This window comes from Sphingobacterium sp. SGR-19 (assembly GCF_011043555.1).
Classification (GTDB): domain Bacteria; phylum Bacteroidota; class Bacteroidia; order Sphingobacteriales; family Sphingobacteriaceae; genus Sphingobacterium.
The window spans coordinates 296,768-313,803 of sequence record NZ_JAAKGS010000001.1 but is presented as its reverse complement, the minus strand read 5'-3'; the positions used below and the strand labels follow the sequence as shown (position 1 = coordinate 313,803).

Here is a 17,036-nt window from a genome sequence, read left to right as displayed (position 1 = left end):
GATTGGTATGTGTGTGAAATTAGGGTTAGTAGTCGTCGTGGTATGTTTGTTTTCGAAATCATTTGCACAGGTCGATTATCGTGATTTGTCGGAATTATGCAGTATACCGAATGCGCAGCGTTACTTTGATGATTGCGGAGTGAAGGGTACAGTGCTCGTGTATGATACCACGCAAGATAAACTTTTTGCCTCTGACACTGTATCGATAAACGATCCATCGCTTCCAGCCTCTACATTTAAAATAATAAACAGTTTAATTGCGCTGGAGATCGGAGTCATCCCTGACGAATATTACACTGTTAAGTGGTCAGGCGTTACCGACACTGTAAAATATGGATACCGCCCAGATATTTATCATGATATGACAATTGACGAAGCTTTCAGAAGTTCAGCAGTGTGGGTTTTCTTAGAACTTGCACGAAAAATTGGCAGGTCCAATTATGAAAAATATCTGGCTCTATGCGGGTTCGGAGACCCGACATTAATTGCTGAACCTTTGGATTTCTGGAACTTTGGGAAATTTGAGGTGACACCGTTTGCACAGCTAATATTTCTCAAGCGATTGCAACAGGACAGCCTACCTTTTTCGAAACGGAGTATGGATATCGTCAAAAAGATGATGACTACTGAAATCAACGAATCCTATCAATTATATTCCAAAACGGGGTGGACGCGCGACAATGATGTCAATACTGGCTGGTGGGTTGGGTTTATTGAAAAAGGAGAGAGTTCATATATTTTTGTGTCCCGATTCTTGCAAAACCGTAGGAATAATCGAAATGATTTCGGAGCATGCAGGTTATCAGTCTCAAAGGCACTTCTTGGCGAACTACAGATCATCGATTAATACGAAATAAGTGGAAAAACCTAACCTTTTAATTCGCTAGGTAAAACACCGTATTTACGCTTGAAAGCAGCTGCAAAATGATGTGCATGTTTATACCCTATTATGTCTGCCACCTCACTCACGTACCTTTTCTCGTCAAGAAGTAGATACCTTGCTTTTTCCATTTGGAGGTCGCGGATGAAACCAAAAACGGTGTTACCGAAAAGCTCTTTGAAACCGGCTTTAAGCTTGGTTTGATTGATTCCCACTTGCTGAGCCAGCCCCACAATTGAAATGTATTGGTTGAAATGTTGCTCAATAAAGTTTTTAGCATCATGAAGGCACGCTATATCATATGAAGATAATTTACACTTTTTCGGAGAAGTTTGCCTATCCAACTCTTGAATTTGCATAAGGAAAAGTTCCATGGCTTTCGCCTCCAGATAAACGGACATTAAATGACCTTTATAACTATGCGTACCCATTTCGATAATCACTGTTTTCATCTTAGGTGTGATTGTCGCTCGAAAAAATTCTTCTGAATAAGTGGGATGCAGGAGTTGTTGCTGTATTTTTTCGAGGAAACAACTATCTGGAGTATACATTTTCTCAAAAAAAGATAATTCTATAGCAACTTCAAAAAATTGGTCCTTTTGACCATTTTTTGTTTTTGGTATATCATGGGTATAAATGCTTGGATGTTGATGATAAACATGAAATTCCTTTACGTTGGTCGAATCAGATAATTGGAAATGAGATACAATGGACGGCGCATCGAAATGTTCTGTCAGCGTCGATTCAGTCGCCGCTCTGAAGGTACCCCAGGTCATATGAAAATTTTGGTTTGCAACATCCACCAAATCCATGGATACATGATTGTGTCCGATCGAGTAATTAGTCCTTGATAAGCTTTCCGTAAAGTATCGGTTGGACAAGCTGAACCGTTCATTATCTAACGCTAGATGATATCCCATATTATTTCCTTTCCCGTTGATCGTATTTCTCAGCACGTTGACTACCAGTACCTAAAATACAGAATTTTGTATCAGTAATGATATCCAAAAATACACTATTTAGAATTAATATAAAATAATAATGATAGATAACCTGATTGATACGACAGATCCAAATGAAAATCCAAGGAAACGATATGGATCACAAACAGTCTCTACAGATGATCACCCCTTTCTCATGAGTGCCGGCGCTTTAGCTCGTCTATTGAAACCCGTTCGTAAAAAGTTAATATTCGCGACATCGTTGTCCGCTATTGCAGCGGCAGTTGGTTTGGCTCCGTATATAGCCATTGCGGAGATTGGCCGACTCACTTTAAGTTTATCGGATGGCTCGTATGAATCCGACACACTTTGGTTCTGGGTTACCGTCGGGTTAACTGGCGCGTCCCTACGTCTATTGCTTACGTTCTTTTCATCACGTATTGGCCATTATGCAGATGCCGAAATTCTACACGACATACGTCTACGTATCGTTAGACATTTAGGAATACTCCCGTTGGGGTGGTTCCGATATAAAGGCTCCTCGGCTGTAAAGAAAGTTATGACAAATGATCTTGAAGAGATGCATCAACTAATTGCCCATTCCTTGCGTGAAACCGTTGGCGCAGCGGTTGCTATACTAATAGGAAGCGCCTACTTGTTAGTGGTTGATTGGCGACTGGGCCTGATAACAATTTCTGTACTTGTGTTCATGTTTGTTTTCTACCGGATCGCCATGCGTTCCATGACGTTGCACATGGGCAAGCTGCTTGCCGCAGAAGCGCGGATAAGCTCGGCTAGTGTGGAATATGCGGATGGTATAAGCGTTGTGAAAACATTCGGCACAGGCGGTCGAATGATGCAACGATTTGCGAAAGCGGTGGATGAACATACGAAAGCAATGGCTGCATGGGTGTCTGAAACCAAATATAGCTCCGCAATAGCTAGACTACTGGCGTCCGAGATGACGATATTCGGAGTAGTGATGGTGTCGGGGTTGCTTTTTGTTCGTTCCGGCTCGCTCAGCATGGGTGACCTGATTCCATTTCTGGTTGTCGGAATTGGAATGCCGACGTCAATTGTACCGGCAATACATGGGTCGCAGGGTCTACGTAAGGGGCGGCTGTCCGCCGGAAATGTAGAAAATCTATTGAATCGAAAACCGTTGCCCGAACCGTTGCAGTTCCAAACAATGAACGGGTATCAGATATCGTTTAATGATGTGTCTTTCGCCTATGACGGACAAAATATGGTTTTGAAAAACATCAATTTGACCTGTGAGCCTGGAACTGTCACAGCACTAGTGGGGCCATCCGGGGCAGGAAAATCAACATTAGCCAATTTGTTACCTCGCTTCTACGACGTGACAGCTGGATCCATATCTATAGGTGGTGCAGACATACGATCAATACCATCAAACCGCTTGCTATCATCGATGTCCTTGGTTTTTCAGGATGTCGTACTGCTCCGAGACACCGTTGCCGAAAATATTCGCATCGGTAAATCCGGAGCAACACTTGCCGAAATTAAAGACGCCGCGCAAGCGGCTCAAATCCATCACGTTATCGAACAATTGCCAAATGGGTATGATACTGTCTTAGGTTCCGGTTCTAGCGGGTTGTCGGGAGGGGAACGCCAGCGACTCACTATCGCCAGAGCAATTTTGTCGGGCGCCCCTATTGTCATTCTCGATGAGGCTACCGCATCTCTAGATCCCGATAGCGAGTTAGCTGTACAGCAAGCATTGTCAAAGCTTGCCTCGGGAAAAACAATGATTGTCATTGCTCATCGGCTGCACACCATTCAGGAAGCCGATCAAATCATCGTCATTGACGATGGCCAAATCGTTGAAACCGGAAAGCACAAAGAATTGATCATCGCTAATGGTCTTTATAGCCGTATGTGGAATTCACAACAAAAAAATCAAAATCGATATGATAAAGAAATTATATAGTTTATGGCCAGAGCCGGGATTGTTGGTTCGGCTTGGCGCACTGCATGCAACCAATGCGATCCTACAAGGTGTGCTTCTAGGGATGCTAATACCTGTTTTACGAGCGCTATTGCAACCAAAACCAAATTTCGTAGAAGCTGAACCGTGGCTTGTAGCGGGTGGAATACTACTGGTTGTCTATGCTGTATTGACGATTATCGCAACTCCTGTAGGATTTACTGCGAGTATGGAACTTACCGCAAAACTTAGACACCATGTGATGAAGCATATTACCGTCTTGCCATTGGGATGGTTCACAACAGAACAGAAAGCCCGTATGGCACGGTCAATTACTGCTGATGTAGGCAACGCACCAAATCTCGCCGTAACCATCGGTGCTCCAGCAATTACCGCCACTCTGGTACCGGCTACGCTTATTTTGGTCACATTTTTCGTTGATTGGCGAATAGCACTCTTATTATTGACTATCATGGTGATAGCACTTGTTGCTTTAAGACATGCAGGTAACGTTGCAGCTATAGCCGATGAAGAACTCGAAGAAGCTGCTACAGAAATTGCCGGACGCGCCATCGAACTTGGTCAGGCACAAACCGTGCTCCGTGCTGCTGGATTGGGTATTTCAGGAACATCACGTATGCAAGGAGCATTGGAGGAACATCGCATTACCTATCGCAGGGGATTGCAAAAGTCCCTGTGGCCCGATCTTACTTTTACGGGTGTAGTCATGGGCGGCTTCATTGCATTGATTGTGTTAGGCATACAGTTATTGGTCAATAATACACTCTCTGTGCCCGATACCATCGCGCTGTTTGTAATTGCCGTACGCTTTCTTGAACCGCTCGGTTCCCTGATTGAGTTGATAGGTGCTTTGCGTGCCATGAATAATGCGGTAACAAGGGTTCAGGACATCCTTGATACGCCAAGTTTGCCCAAATGCGATAATGGCATAAAAACAATTGAACATGCGGGTATAACGCTCGAAAACGTATGTTATTCCTACGGGAACAATCTCGCGTTAGACGATGTTTCTTTCCATTGTCCACCCGGTAGTACCACGGCTTTGGTCGGAGCATCTGGATCAGGAAAGACAACTGTAATAAGAGCTATTGCCAGATTTTTTGATGTTGACAGCGGAACCGTCCGCATTGGAGGCAAGGAACTAATGTCTTACGATTACGATAGTTTGATGCAGCATGTAGCTGTTATATTCCAAGATGTATATCTGTTTGATACGTCAATTGAGGATAATCTAAGACTCGCGAAACCGGATGCATCTACGACGGAATTATCAAAGGCAGCAGAACTTGCATGCTTAGACGAAATGATCGCGCGATTACCTAATGGTTGGGAAACGAAAGTTGGAGAAGCGGGTACGTCGTTGTCAGGTGGAGAACGTCAGCGGGTTTCAATTGCAAGAGCATTTCTTAAAAACGCACCTATTGTACTGATTGACGAGGCAAGTTCTGCGCTGGATCCTGAAAATGAAAGGGCCATCAGCCGTGCGATAGCGAATTTGGCAAGTGACGTTAACCGTACGGTAATTATTATCGCACATCGACCTACAACTCTTGCTGCCGCCACGCAGGTAGTCTCCTTACATGAAGGAAAAGTTGTTGAGTTTGGTGACCCCGAAGCGTTAAAAAGTGGCAATGGTGTGTTTTCCAAACTATTCCACCAATACGAAAATGTAAGGAGTTGGCATATTTCCAAAGGTTAACTATAGCGATGCTCGAACTTTGATTAATTGTCTCTACCTAATATAGTTTAATCAACATATAAAATTAAAGGTTTATCATTAGATAATCAGGAGTTTGATAATCAACAAACAATGGGTTGAGGAATAAAATAAAAGTCGTTCCTCCACATTGGAAGAACGACTTTTATTTTTCTAACGTATACTTTTGCCCCACTTCTACGTTTGATATAAAAGAACCATTATGGGCATCACGGCCATTTGGTTCTCGCTTATAGTTAGCCGATATTCGTCTGTTGTAGGCATCTATTCCTAACCACGTGATATTGATCATTCCGCTACCAACTCATTCAACGCTTTACGTACACCAGCAGCCATGTAATCCCGACCTCCTTCAGCACGGGTCACTATTTCACCATCTTTTGCAAGAATAACCGTTGTGGGGATAGCACTTCCTAAATAGTCTGCTGGGATATCTCCATTAGGAATGTATACCGGGAGATCGTATTTGTTTTTATTCATAAACGCTTTTGCACCATTCATGTTGCCGTCGACATCAACCATTAGGAAAACAATATCGTCGTTACCTTCAAATGTTTTCTTCAAGTTGTCGATAGAAGGCATTTCCTGGATACAAGGAGGGCACCAGGTGGCCCAAAAATTGATGAATACAACCTTACCCTTGAGCGATTTTAGTGATATCGTTTCTCCTTTTTCATCAATAAATGAAACACCGGTTGTCTTATTTTCCTGACCGATGGTTTCTGGGGTTACATTTCCCGACGCTATCTGTTCTGTTTCCGTCTTCTTTTGAGCCTGTTTGCAGGCTATAAAACTAAAGCTGGTTATAGCTAATAATACATGTGGCAACAACGTGCTTTTATTTAATCTCATATTGTTATATTTTATTCGGTTATACTTCCTTCTTTAATTTCTTCCGATGGTTTTAAAATAACGTCGTCTTTTGGAGAAAGATTGCCAAATACTTCCGTTAATGTATCCAAACGGATACCTTCCTTGATTGGGATGCGTTTTATTTCCTTATCGTTCAGTGTCAGGATATATGTTCCCGACTGCGCATGAAGGACGCTTTTTCCTTGAACCCAGTGGGAGGGAGCTCGACGCTGTAATGTTAGCTTTACCTGTGCATAATCACCGCCTTGTAATTCACCGGCGTGGTTGTCAACGTCGAACTCCAGTGTAAGCGAGCGGTCTTGTTGGTCAAGTAAACCCGATGTACGCGAAAGTATCGCGTCAAATGTTTTTCCGGGTTGGGAGCTCACGGTAAATGTAGCGGACATCCCCTGTTTTACCGAAAAAGCATGTTTTTCTGGTAATGGCAAGGTTAAACGCAACTTGCTACCCTGCGCCATCATAAACAACGGTGTGTTGGTTCCCGTTCCCGCCAACGCGCCCACAGAGACATTCCGTTGGGTAATTACACCATCAAAAGGAGCGATGATGCGTAAATATTGCCGTAGTTGCGAAGAATGGGCTGTTCCCGCTTGGGAAGCATCGTAAGCCGATTTTGCGCTTTCCATGGCTGTTTTTGCCCTGTCCAATTCTATATCTGCTACCGCTCCCGTCGTCTTGGAAGCATCCACCAACCGTTCATATGCCTGTTTAGCATATAAATAATCACTATATACCTTCTGCTCAGTGGATTTGTCAGAAAGATATTGTTGTTCCATTTCGGGCGCTTCCAGTACCGCCAAAAGCTGCCCTTTACGAACGCGGTCGCCCCGGTCAACATATAACTGTTTTACAAATCCCGTAACCTTGGCGTAAACGGATACCTGTTCGTAAGGTTTCAGTTCTCCGGGAACAGATATTTCATATTCTGGGTTTATGTATTGTACAGAAGCTGTAGGATAAGCAACAGGTTTTGCTTCTGTATGCTGTTCTTGTGCTTTTTCGCCGCCGTTTTGGGAGCAGGCTGTAAAAGCCAGTGCCAACATCGTTGCCAGTAGCGCTGATGCTACGGATTTTTTATTTTTTAAAAAGCTTTGATACATCGTTTTCTCTTATTTTAAAATTTATGATATCGTCTGTTTTCCGGATTGTTCTGTATAATATCTGCTCTGCTCATCGTCAGGGTCTAGCGATGGACTGACAATTGAAGTCCTCGACATCAAGGATGCGAAGAAATGCGGAACTAATAGCAAAATGGTGGTCGTCGAAGCAATAAGCCCTCCGATAACTGCTCTGCCCAGAGGCGCAACCTGTTCGGCTCCGTCTCCTAACCCCATAGCCATAGGCAACATACCGGCAAGCATAGCAGCGGCAGTCATGAGCACTGGTCTTAACCGGGAGGAAGCGGCAAGTCTCGCAGCGTTGGCGGGCTTCAAAGCCATCTGTTTCCGGTAATATTCGGCTTGGTTGACCAACAGGACGGCGTTCGATACCGATACACCCAAAGACATGATAATCCCCATGTATGACTGAAGGTTGAGGGTACTACCCGTGAAGAAAAGCAGGATAAGGCTTCCGGCAATGACGGCAGGTAGCACCGAAAGAATAACCAAGGGAACTTTAAAGGACTGGTAATACGCAGAAAGCATCAGGAATATCACAATAATGGCTACACCTAAACCTATCAACAGGCTGTCGAGTGTATCATCCAGCAATTGTAAGGTTCCCTCTGTCCATATCGTAGTTCCGCGGGGTGGTTCACCGGCATCTTGAATAGCTTCCTTGACCGCCCTCGATACTGTACCCAGATCTTTTCCGTAAACATTGGCGACCAAAGTTACATAGCGATTAGGACCTTTGCGGTTTACTTGCGCAGGAGAAGTAACTTTACGTAGGGTCGCAATATCTTCCAGCACAGGACGAGGACTTCCTTTTTTCAGTGGAAGCGACCGCAATCTTTCTTCGGATGACATGACCCCCTCGGGTATCTGCACCTGTGTTTGGAATACCAGTCCTGATCTGGGATCGATCCAAAGATTTTTATCCGTAAAACGGGTGGACGACGTGGCGGTGACGAGGCTTCGGGTAACATCTTGCATCGTTAATCCAAATTGCCCCGCAAGGTCACGGTCAACATCAATTTCCAATGTCGGATAGGAAAGTGCCTCTGCAATACGGACATCCCGTAAATAAGGTATTTCTTTGAGATTTGCTTCAATTTTAGATGCGTGGGCAAAAGCATGGTTTATCTGATTTGCCCCCACTTTTATTTCAATCGGTGTCATGGCTCCTTGACCCATAATTTTTTCGGTCAGTTCCATCGGCTCAAAATTGAATTGGACTTCAGGATGTTTTTCGGCAATCTTTTTCCGAACATCTTCTTTTAGATCTTCCATCGAGCCACTATATACATCCTGATTGATGGATACTTGTAAAACTGCTTCATGCGAGGCACTGGTAAAAAGGAAGATAGGATTGATAGGCGATCCTACGGGATGTGTACCCACAAATGCGGACGTCAGGTTAATGCCACTATCAGGAACCAGCGTCTTTATATCTGCGGTAATTTCCTTGACTATTTTTTCAGTTTTTTCAAGTCGGCTTCCTTGCGGAGCCTGTATCCGTACCTGAAAATCGCCGTTATTGGAACCAGGCATGACATCCATTCCGACAGCGGTAAGCAGCACAGCGGAAATCCCTCCGGCAACGAGAATATAGGCTATAAAAAGAGGCAGCGATCTTGTTCCCCATTTGCGGATCCTGTAAGAATAGTTTACCCGGAATTTATCAAAGAAAGCCCGTTTTCTAGGCGTATCGGCTTTCTTGTTATGCTTATTTTTCATCATCCAATTTGCCAGTATCGGTACAAAGGTCTGCGAGGCTAAAAAGGATGCAATCATGGCGAAAGCAACCGCCATCGACAAGGGCATGAACATGTCTTTCGGAATACCGGTCATGATAAAGGAAGGTGTCAGCACGGCAAGGATACAGAGCAATATGAGCAATTTAGGAATGGAAATCTCCAATAGTGCATCCACGATGGCGCGTTGTTTTCCCTTGCCCATTTCCATGTGCTGGTGGATGTTCTCTATGGTTACGGTAGCTTCATCGACCAAAATACCGATAGACAAAGCAAGGCCGCTCAACGTCATGATGTTGATGGTCTGTCCGAACAGGTGCAATACGGTAACAGCCGATAGGATAGCGATCGGAATGGTCAATACAACGATAATAGCACCTCGAGTATCGCCCAAAAACAGTAATATCATCAGACCTGTGAATACAGCCCCCAATATACCCTCGTGGATAAGTGTGGAAAGTGCCCGTTCAATATAGGTGGACTGGTCGAATTCATAACGAACGTCCACATCGTCGGGCAACTGATTCTTGAGCAGGGGGATGGCATCTTTTAGATTTTTTACGGCATCCAATGTAGAGGCATCCGCTTTTTTGATGATGGGCAGGTAAACAGACCGTTTGCCGTTGACCAGTGCGTATCCCACGGTTTGGTCAGCACCATCCAATACGCTTGCCACATCTCTTATATAGACAGTACGGTTGTCTCTTGTTTTAACAGGCGTATTCAAAAATTCTTCCGGGTCTTTGGCAATGGAGTTAATAGGCGCCATCAGGTTATTGTCACCGATACGGATATTTCCGGCAGGAGACGGGAGACTATTCTTCGTCATGGCTATGGTCACTTCTTCCGGACTTAGCCCATTAGCCTGCAATGCTTCGGGGTCAACATTGACCACAATGGAACGGATATTACCGCCAAAAGGTGCAGGGGAAGTGATGCCGGGGATTTCCACGAACATCGGTCTAACTCTTGTAATCGCGAGGGTCTGCAGTTCATTGACGGAACGTTGCTCACTCTCGAATACAAGCTGTCCAACCGGAAGAGAGCTGCCGTCAAAACGAACGACCATAGGGGGTACGGCGCCGGGAGGTAGAAAACCCATCGCTCTGGAAACGGTGGTGGACACCTCTCCGGCAACCTGGGCCATATCGGTTCCGGGATAAAAAGTCAACTTCATCAAGGTCAAACCCTGTACACTCTTGAAGTCTATATTCTTTACCCCACTTACAAACAACAGTACTTTTTGGAACTCGTTGGCCATAAATCCGTCCATATAGGCAGGAGATAGTCCCCCATAGGGCATCGCGATATATATTGCCGGTAGTTCTACTTCGGGAAAAATATCGACGTTTATTTTTTTAATCGTGTTATAGGAAAAGAAAGCTATCGTCAGCACCACGACTATGATGGCAATCGGCTTTCTTAACGCAAATCTTATCAGGTTCATGCGCAATAATTAAAGATTGTTAAACAGAAAATCGAAATCAGCAGTCAGCTCCGCTTCGTAAGCAAGCAGCATCCAGTAATCACGTGACGCCTCAATGTGGGCATTTTCCGCCTGTTCCAGCAAGGTGCGTATCTGCAACAGCTCACTCAAGGCGATAAGCCCACTTTTATATCTTGCCAGATACATATTATAGGCATCCTGTGATTGCTTTACGGCAAATCCCGTTTTCCCGAGCTGTTCGTATTGCTGATGGATTTTTGCCTGTGATGCGGAAAGATCTGCCTGCATTGCTAGCTCATATTGTGTGTGAAGTTGTTTGGAACTTTCGGCATCTTTGAAAAGTTTCTCGCCCTTCAGCCTACTGGTATGTAAACCGCTGACGCTCCAGGTAATACCCATGCCTACAAGGAAATTATTAGTAGTATTATTAAACCCATCTTTCCATGCGCCGGACACTGTTCCGTTAGGGGCGATACCGGTTCCACGATAGGCGTAACCTCCTAACAATCGTAGGGATGGTAGGGCAGATCGTTTCTCTGCTTCACCACGATGCGTATAATATGCAGACTGCTTATTTAAGGCTTCCAATATAGGATGGGCAAGATTTATATTATTTTGTCGCTTCACGAGATTTTGTGTAAGCGTATGGAAACGATTGGATGATGAGGTATAATCAATATCGTCATTGCCATAAAGTTCGGATAACTTAACGAATGCCGCACGTGTAAGTCCGTACCATTTATCATGCTCGCCCATGGCCTGTACGTATGATGATAAGGCCAGCAGGCCGTCTGCTGCAGGTCTTAATCCGGCTGCAGAAAGACTAGACGTAATGTTTCGTATACTATCAAGCCGTTCTGCATTCTTGGCTGTCCAGTGCAATTTAGCGTCATTATACAATAAGGTAATGTATCGGTCCGACAATATTTTTTTAAGGTTGAGCAAATAAGCATCTTTTTCGCTCACCGTTTTATCAAATAGTGTACGGGCAGCTTCATTTTCCTTGCGAAGCCTGCCAAAGGAAAACAATTCCCATTCCACGGTCGTAGAGCCGAAACTGTTGGCTGCCGTTGAACTGCCTCCTAAAGCCGTTGTTGTACCGCTCACGTTAAAGAAACCAGGTTGTGGAAAAAATGCACCGGCGCTACCTTCATACGTGCCATACGTATTTTGTACCTGTGCTTTTATTTGGGGAAGCATGTCACCCTTTACTACCCGCTCGTGGAGTTTTGCCGCGTCAACCGCTGACGTCTTCGCATTCACGCCCGGATAATTCTTCTCCACTTCGGGCCATAGACTACCCAATGTATTTTCTGTTTGCTGCGCATACAAAGGCTGCACAACTACAATGGCAATGCATAATGCTATGCTTCCCATTATTTGTTTTAACATATTTAATGAAATTTTGAGAAGACCGTCAGATAGTTATCAGACAGCCTCGTATCGTCTTACAATAAAAGCAATAGAAATGATGTCTATTGATACATGATATCAATAGAAAAAAGAAAAATAAAAAGAATCCTTATATAATAAGTTTCCGAAATTGGAGGAAGATGGGTAATCTACCCGGAATTTTCAGGTTACTGTAGCGGGGATGCGCCTGCACGTAAATGTGCTTGTAACCGCATAAGAGAATAAAAGTTACCGCGAGAAGTGCAACGGGCAACAGATCACTTGTGTTGGTAGAAGTTGGCTGAGAAATTTTGGCGTCTGTTACCTGAACATTAGCGCATTTTTCCATTCCATTGACAACAAGCGAATTGTTCTTCTTTGCTGGCTGCTGTTCCGTATTGACCGGAGTACCAGCTAAACTTTTGATACTGCTTTTTACCGGACAGGAGGTAAGCAGCACAAAAAAAACCGAAGCGAATACTGCGAGGTATTTTCCGTACTTTTTTGTGATATGTAACATAATCCTATCCATAAACATTCGAAAGTAGCGATAATTTCCGCTAGACACAAAAAATCACTTTCTTTCCTGGTAATTTTCACGTTTTTTTTACAATATCTGTATCTTATTATAGTACTGGAATATCGTTTTTGACCAATTTTAACGTGTTGCCAAAGGCAACTGCTGCTTGATGTACTTGAACAGTCCAATCTTCCGCTGCATTATCGTCGGCTCCATCCGAAATGTATTTAAGGCAAAGGAAAGGAATATTTTCTTTCATCGCCACTAAAGCTAATGCGTAGGCTTCCATATCCACGATTTGGTAAATTGTTTCTGCGTGTGCCATTTCAAAATTATCCCCCGTTCCACAAATGGTTTCCGGTAGTCCTTCCATGCGCAGACCGTATTCAAGAACAGGAGGCAATCCCGACAAGGGCGTTTCATATTGTTCGAAACCTAATCCTCGGACGTCCATATCTCGCTGTACAAATTTTGTACAACAGACCACTTCACCTTTTTTGTAATGATTACTCCCCGCAGATCCTAAATTTACGATTAGAGAAGGTCTTTTTTGCTGTATAGCCGTCATCAAGCCATAGGTGGCGTTTACTTTGCCAATTCCACATATCAAAGGAGAATATTCCGTAAATATATCAGCGGCCTCGGATGCTAAAGCAAAAGTGAATAGCGTATCTTCTACAGGGAAAGCGGATGTTTGACTAATGTTGATCATTTGTTCTTTTTAAAAGGGTTGTCGGAATGCAAAGTTATCAACAAAAACTGTATATTTGTCAAAACTCCAAAATAGTAAATAAGCATTATATGTAAAATATAGTTTCTTTCAGACATTCAGAAAATAACGAAACCCATCACGGTTTTGGTTGATTTAATAATCGCTAAAAGAAAGAAATTATGCTTATTATCCAAAATTTATCATATATACATCCGAACAAGGAATTGTTGTTCAGCAACATCAATCTCACCGTTAATCCAAATGAAAAAATCGCATTGATTGGAAACAACGGGGTAGGAAAATCTACATTATTGAAAATTATCGCGGGGATGTTAGAACCATCGGCAGGTACATTGCAGATAGAAAACAAACCGTACTATATCCCACAGATATTTGGGCAATATAATCATTTAACGGTTGCGGAGGCTTTGGGAATCGACAAAAAACTGCACGCGCTCCATGAAATTTTAAACGGAAATGTCTCCGAAGAAAATTACGATTTGCTTAACGATGATTGGGCAATTGAAGAACGTTGTAATGAAGTTCTTCGTAATTGGCAACTAAACGATCTTGACTTATCACAGAAGATGGAAACATTGAGCGGAGGACAGAAAACAAAAGTGTTTTTGGCAGGAATTGTCATTCATCAGCCCGAATTAGTTTTATTAGACGAGCCAAGCAACCATTTGGATATAATGGGTAGGCAGCTTTTGTATGACTTTATTCAAAAGACAAAGCAAACCTTTATTATTGTTAGTCACGATCGGAAATTACTGAATATCTTACATACCGTTTGCGAACTAAATAAAAATGGTATTACGGTCTATGGGGGAAATTATGATTTCTATATCGAACAAAAACAAGTAGAAATCAATGCACTTACGCAAGATATCCACAGCAAGGAAAAAGCATTAAGGAAGGCTAAAGAAAAGGAACGTGAGACGATTGACCGACAACAAAAATTGGACATCAGAGCGAAAAAGAACGTAGGTAAAGCCGGACTTCCCGAAATAGTTGCCAATACCTGGAAAAACAATGCGGAGCGAAGTACGGCCAAAATTGCAGGTGTACACACAGAAAAAATCGGAAATATCAAACAAGAGCTTCAAGACCTACGCTCTTCTTTGTCGGAAACCGATCAAATGAAATTCGGATTTGACGATTCAAAACTACATAGGGGCAAAAATCTGTTTATTGCAAACAACATTAACTTTTACTATAAACAGGAAGAATATCTCTGGAACGAAAATATTAATCTGCAGATCGTCAGTGGAGAACGTATTGCCATAAGAGGTGCAAATGGCTCGGGGAAAACAACGTTAATCCAATTAATTTTAGGCAATATAAATCCACAGGTAGGATCTGTTTACCGAGCTGAAAGCAGGTCGGTTTACATTGATCAAGAATATTCCTTGATTAATAACGGCTTGAAGATCTACGAGCAGGCACAGCAATTCAATACGTCTGCCTTGCAGGAACATGAAATCAAAGTTAGACTAAGCCGTTTTTTGTTTACCAAAGACGATTGGGACAAGCCCTGTAACACGTTAAGTGGAGGAGAAAGAATGCGTTTAATGTTATGCTGCTTAAATATTACGCACCGGTCACCCGATATCATTATTTTGGATGAACCAACTAATAATCTGGACATTCAAAATATAGAAATACTAACAGCGGCTATTAACGACTATCGTGGGACATTACTCGTGATATCCCACGATGAAACATTTTTAGAACAGATAAATGTGGAAAGGGTAATTGCGCTGTGAGGATAATTAATTCAACGTTCCTAAACTATCCAAGCCCATATCATGCTGAGCAAGGAGGCCACGCTCGTCCATATCCCGTACAATCTTTGTGCTCGCCATATATTCGGAATTATTCGCGTAAATATAAAGGAGCGTACCGTTTTTTATCGTATTGATAATAGGCTTTGTTACCTGTCTAGGCAATGCCGGACAACCGTAACTCCGCCCTAGGCGACCCGTAGATTTGATAAACGATTCACTGCAATAGTCTGCGCCGTGTATGACAACAGCTCTTGCTTTTGCTTGGTCGTTAATACCTTTTTCAAGTCCGTTAAGCACCAACGAATAGCCATTCCCGCCCTGATAGGTGTTTTCGGTTTCGTAAAAACCTAGAGAACTTTGATAAGAACCATGTCGGTTCGAAAAAGAGCGGGCATATTTATCACCGGAGTTACGTCCGTGCGATACAATCGTATGGTATAAAATCTTTTCATTTTTCATATCCAACACGACCATTCTTTTTTCAGTTGATGGCAATGTGAAATCGATCACCGTTAGGATATGATCATATTTGGGTTGCAAAGTTTGGTATCCTTGCATGGCCTGTGCAAAGGCTTCGTATTTCAAAACAGACTCCAAGTTCATCTTGCGGTAAAGGAGTTTGGTATGGTTAATTTTTGAAATAGGTTCTTTTTCTACTACAGTTTCAATTGGTTTTTCTTTCGGGAGATGTTCTGTCAGCCTAGTTGGTATATAACTCACTAAAAACGACGTCAACAGCACGAATATTAAACTACGCATAGGCAAAAAAAATTAATTCAAATGCAAAGTTAGCATTAATTTGATTATCAAAGTGTTAAATTATGTCAAGATCACTCAATGACGATAACCAACGCATTAAAGGTCTCCGTCCAATCGTATACAAATTTGGCATGTGAGGAAGCATTACGTACACACATGTGCGATCTTGGAGTTGTTCCCAGCGACCAGCTATGTTCTATAATAGGCGCATTAACGCTTTGTGTTGGGACACCATGTATATAAGCACCATTTGTGAAACGGCTCGCATACGGTGCATAACCGTGAATCGTACTGGTGCCATCTTTTAGATAAAACATTTTGGCTTTCTTTTCTTGGACCACAAATATCCCTAACGGCGTTTCGTGCGCATAAGGCGGTTTGTGAACGCCGGAAGTAGCTGGATTCATACTTCGGATAGCCCATTCACAATCACCGATACGCTCTGCTGTAAGGATATTTTGATTGGTGACATCGACAAAAGCAACACGATGGAACGTGACTGTATCACCGATGGCTTTCACATACCGTTTAGGAGTCTCCCAAATTCCTTCAAAAGATACACCTTCTAATTTTACCATATCTAGGGTATCGCTCGACAATAATTTTGCAAGCGCACCATCCCGCCCGTAAATAATAGGAGCATCTGTCTCACCTACAACGTAAAGGGGAGCAGCTTGATAGCGTTCTGTACCTAGCGAATCAGAAATGAGTTTGTATTCATTACGATGATAGTTCTTTACTAACGGTGCTTCCCGGTTTTTATTTTTCCGATTCTGTAAGACAGCATAAGAAGCAGGTGCACGCTGAAAATTTTCTACAAATGCAAGCTTTTCTTTGATTTTATCTAATTGAAAACGTCTGGTAGTATCCTGATAAGGATAGATTTCTTCCAACGTATGTTTATCGTATGTAAGTTCCGTGGAAAGTTTAATATCGTCTGCAGTTCTTGGTCTTTTTCTCGCCTCTTCTTCGGCTTTCTTGACCATTTCCAATGAATCTGCTTTTCTTTGCTCTGCTGGATCAACGGTTTCCGTTTGTTGGTTTCGGTTACACGACCATGTTGCCGCGCCGATGATTAAAAGTGATAACGTAAAATATACTCTCATGTATCGAGTTAACAGTTTGCTGATAGTGATTACCCCAAAGATATAAAAATGTCCCAACAATCCGCTATCTTCG

General features: G+C 42.9%; 14 protein-coding genes. 4 read left to right on the top strand and 10 right to left on the bottom strand.

The genetic code is table 11. From position 1 onward, the window contains the following. The first annotated feature begins 7 nt into the window (after positions 1 to 7). Complete coding sequence (locus tag G5B43_RS01400) at positions 8 to 847, top strand: class D beta-lactamase (protein ID WP_165292927.1); 840 nt, start codon at positions 8 to 10, stop codon at positions 845 to 847. Between the two features lie 20 nt (positions 848 to 867). Here G5B43_RS01400 and G5B43_RS01395 read toward each other — a convergent pair whose 3' ends face one another. Continuing rightward, complete coding sequence (locus G5B43_RS01395; protein WP_165292926.1) at positions 868 to 1,692, bottom strand: helix-turn-helix transcriptional regulator; 825 nt, start codon at positions 1,690 to 1,692, stop codon at positions 868 to 870. Between the two features lie 229 nt (positions 1,693 to 1,921). Here G5B43_RS01395 and G5B43_RS01390 point away from each other — a divergent pair, with 229 nt between their 5' ends. Then, positions 1,922 to 3,772, top strand: coding sequence for an ABC transporter ATP-binding protein (locus G5B43_RS01390; RefSeq protein ID WP_206367192.1), 1,851 nt, complete (start codon positions 1,922 to 1,924; stop codon positions 3,770 to 3,772). Continuing rightward, the gene (locus G5B43_RS01385) at positions 3,753 to 5,489 is read left to right on the top strand and encodes an ABC transporter ATP-binding protein (protein WP_165292925.1); all 1,737 of its coding nucleotides are present in this window, start codon (positions 3,753 to 3,755) and stop codon (positions 5,487 to 5,489) included. Before G5B43_RS01390 ends, G5B43_RS01385 begins: the two co-directional genes overlap by 20 nt. 163 nt (positions 5,490 to 5,652) lie before the next feature. Here G5B43_RS01385 and G5B43_RS01380 read toward each other — a convergent pair whose 3' ends face one another. The 7 genes from G5B43_RS01380 to G5B43_RS01350 form a co-directional block, all read right to left on the bottom strand. Continuing rightward, positions 5,653 to 5,799, bottom strand: a complete 147-nt coding sequence (locus tag G5B43_RS01380; protein WP_165292924.1) for a hypothetical protein — start codon at positions 5,797 to 5,799, stop codon at positions 5,653 to 5,655. Continuing rightward, the gene (locus G5B43_RS01375; RefSeq protein WP_165292923.1) at positions 5,796 to 6,359 is read right to left on the bottom strand and encodes a TlpA family protein disulfide reductase; all 564 of its coding nucleotides are present in this window, start codon (positions 6,357 to 6,359) and stop codon (positions 5,796 to 5,798) included. Before G5B43_RS01375 ends, G5B43_RS01380 begins: the two co-directional genes overlap by 4 nt. Positions 6,360 to 6,370: 11 nt before the next feature. Further along, positions 6,371 to 7,480, bottom strand: a complete 1,110-nt coding sequence (locus tag G5B43_RS01370) for an efflux RND transporter periplasmic adaptor subunit (RefSeq protein WP_165292922.1) — start codon at positions 7,478 to 7,480, stop codon at positions 6,371 to 6,373. A gap of 21 nt (positions 7,481 to 7,501) precedes the next feature. Further along, the gene (locus tag G5B43_RS01365; protein WP_165292921.1) at positions 7,502 to 10,684 is read right to left on the bottom strand and encodes an efflux RND transporter permease subunit; all 3,183 of its coding nucleotides are present in this window, start codon (positions 10,682 to 10,684) and stop codon (positions 7,502 to 7,504) included. A gap of 9 nt (positions 10,685 to 10,693) precedes the next feature. After that, positions 10,694 to 12,076: a TolC family protein gene (locus G5B43_RS01360; protein WP_165292920.1), complete on the bottom strand. Its 1,383-nt coding sequence runs from the start codon at positions 12,074 to 12,076 to the stop codon at positions 10,694 to 10,696. Between the two features lie 130 nt (positions 12,077 to 12,206). Continuing rightward, positions 12,207 to 12,596 (bottom strand): hypothetical protein, encoded by a 390-nt coding sequence (locus G5B43_RS01355; protein WP_165292919.1) that lies wholly within the window; start codon positions 12,594 to 12,596, stop codon positions 12,207 to 12,209. A 106-nt stretch (positions 12,597 to 12,702) separates the two neighbouring features. Next, positions 12,703 to 13,308 (bottom strand): nucleosidase, encoded by a 606-nt coding sequence (locus tag G5B43_RS01350; protein WP_165292918.1) that lies wholly within the window; start codon positions 13,306 to 13,308, stop codon positions 12,703 to 12,705. Positions 13,309 to 13,487: 179 nt separating this feature from the next. On the opposite strand from G5B43_RS01350, the gene abc-f reads away from it, so the two are divergent. Continuing rightward, positions 13,488 to 15,077, top strand: coding sequence for a ribosomal protection-like ABC-F family protein (abc-f, locus tag G5B43_RS01345; RefSeq protein WP_165292917.1), 1,590 nt, complete (start codon positions 13,488 to 13,490; stop codon positions 15,075 to 15,077). A 6-nt stretch (positions 15,078 to 15,083) separates the two neighbouring features. Here abc-f and G5B43_RS01340 read toward each other — a convergent pair whose 3' ends face one another. Together G5B43_RS01340 and G5B43_RS01335 are read right to left on the bottom strand one after the other, a co-directional pair. Further along, entirely contained in the window at positions 15,084 to 15,857 is a 774-nt protein-coding gene (locus G5B43_RS01340; RefSeq protein ID WP_240904686.1) for a murein L,D-transpeptidase catalytic domain family protein, read from the bottom strand. Between the two features lie 71 nt (positions 15,858 to 15,928). Then, a complete protein-coding gene (locus G5B43_RS01335) occupies positions 15,929 to 16,963 on the bottom strand; it encodes a L,D-transpeptidase (RefSeq protein ID WP_165292916.1) in 1,035 nt (344 codons plus the stop codon). Positions 16,964 to 17,036: the final 73 nt, after the last annotated feature.

Bases quoted from the DNA above. Each gene is read 5' to 3' on its own strand.
- G5B43_RS01400 (WP_165292927.1), top strand. From the start codon at position 8: ATGTGTGTGAAATTAGGGTTAGTAGTCGTCGTGGTATGTTTGTTTTCG.
- G5B43_RS01395 (WP_165292926.1), bottom strand. From the start codon at position 1,692: ATGGATTTGGTGGATGTTGCAAACCAAAATTTTCATATGACCTGGGGT.
- G5B43_RS01390 (WP_206367192.1), top strand. From the start codon at position 1,922: ATGATAGATAACCTGATTGATACGACAGATCCAAATGAAAATCCAAGG.
- G5B43_RS01385 (WP_165292925.1), top strand. From the start codon at position 3,753: ATGATAAAGAAATTATATAGTTTATGGCCAGAGCCGGGATTGTTGGTT.
- G5B43_RS01380 (WP_165292924.1), bottom strand. From the start codon at position 5,799: ATGATCAATATCACGTGGTTAGGAATAGATGCCTACAACAGACGAATA.
- G5B43_RS01375 (WP_165292923.1), bottom strand. From the start codon at position 6,359: ATGAGATTAAATAAAAGCACGTTGTTGCCACATGTATTATTAGCTATA.
- G5B43_RS01370 (WP_165292922.1), bottom strand. From the start codon at position 7,480: ATGTATCAAAGCTTTTTAAAAAATAAAAAATCCGTAGCATCAGCGCTA.
- G5B43_RS01365 (WP_165292921.1), bottom strand. From the start codon at position 10,684: ATGAACCTGATAAGATTTGCGTTAAGAAAGCCGATTGCCATCATAGTC.
- G5B43_RS01360 (WP_165292920.1), bottom strand. From the start codon at position 12,076: ATGTTAAAACAAATAATGGGAAGCATAGCATTATGCATTGCCATTGTA.
- G5B43_RS01355 (WP_165292919.1), bottom strand. From the start codon at position 12,596: ATGTTACATATCACAAAAAAGTACGGAAAATACCTCGCAGTATTCGCT.
- G5B43_RS01350 (WP_165292918.1), bottom strand. From the start codon at position 13,308: ATGATCAACATTAGTCAAACATCCGCTTTCCCTGTAGAAGATACGCTA.
- abc-f (WP_165292917.1), top strand. From the start codon at position 13,488: ATGCTTATTATCCAAAATTTATCATATATACATCCGAACAAGGAATTG.
- G5B43_RS01340 (WP_240904686.1), bottom strand. From the start codon at position 15,857: ATGCGTAGTTTAATATTCGTGCTGTTGACGTCGTTTTTAGTGAGTTAT.
- G5B43_RS01335 (WP_165292916.1), bottom strand. From the start codon at position 16,963: ATGAGAGTATATTTTACGTTATCACTTTTAATCATCGGCGCGGCAACA.